Annotated in this window: 1 pseudogene; it reads right to left on the bottom strand. The window is 64.8% G+C overall.

What is annotated here, in order from left to right:
• A pseudogene (locus B2W70_RS10545) lies at window positions 1-590 on the bottom strand (ZIP family metal transporter); the annotation flags it as partial.
• Between the last annotated feature and the right edge of the window lie 69 nt (window positions 591-659).

Genomic DNA, 659 nt, shown 5'->3' with positions numbered 1-659 from the left:
GGCTCGATGAGGAAGTAGCCCAACACGCCCCCCACCACGGCCGCCAGACCCGACAGCAGGTTGTAGACCAGCGCGCGGGTGCGCGAGAAGCCCGCATTGATCAGCACGATGTAGTCGCCCACCTCCTGCGGGATCTCGTGCGCGATGACCGCCATGGCGGTGACCGCACCGACGTGCGTGTCAACCAGGAAAGCCGCCGCGATCAGCACGCCATCGCAGAAGTTGTGGATGCTGTCGCCCACCAGCACGCTCCAGCCCCCGCGACCCGCCTGCTCGGCATCGAAACCGTGGTGGTGGTGGTGGTCATCGTGCTCGTGATGGTGCCCGTGGCGGTACAGCTCGGCTTTTTCCAGCAGGAAGAAGAACATCAGGCCGCCCAGCAAGGTCAGGAACAGCGCATGCGGCTCGACGTGCGACTCGAATGCCTCGGGCAGCACGTGCAGCAAGGCCGTGCCCAGCAGCACGCCGGTGGACAGGCTCACGAGGTGGCGAACGATCAGGCCCAGCAACGGGGCCGACAAGGCCGCAGCCAGCAAAACGGAAACCAGGCCGCCGAACAACGTGGCGGCCATGATGTAAGTCAGGGTCATGTGATCATCTTAGCAACCGTGTCAAACCCACCCGGGCTGTCATCGGGCGATGCGAGATAAGCGGCCACA

This window comes from Aquabacterium sp. UBA2148, from assembly GCF_002328915.1.
GTDB classification, from domain to species: domain Bacteria; phylum Pseudomonadota; class Gammaproteobacteria; order Burkholderiales; family Burkholderiaceae_C; genus Aquabacterium; species Aquabacterium parvum.
Note: the sequence above shows the minus strand (reverse complement) of the source record. Positions and strands in the feature narration are given on the sequence as shown.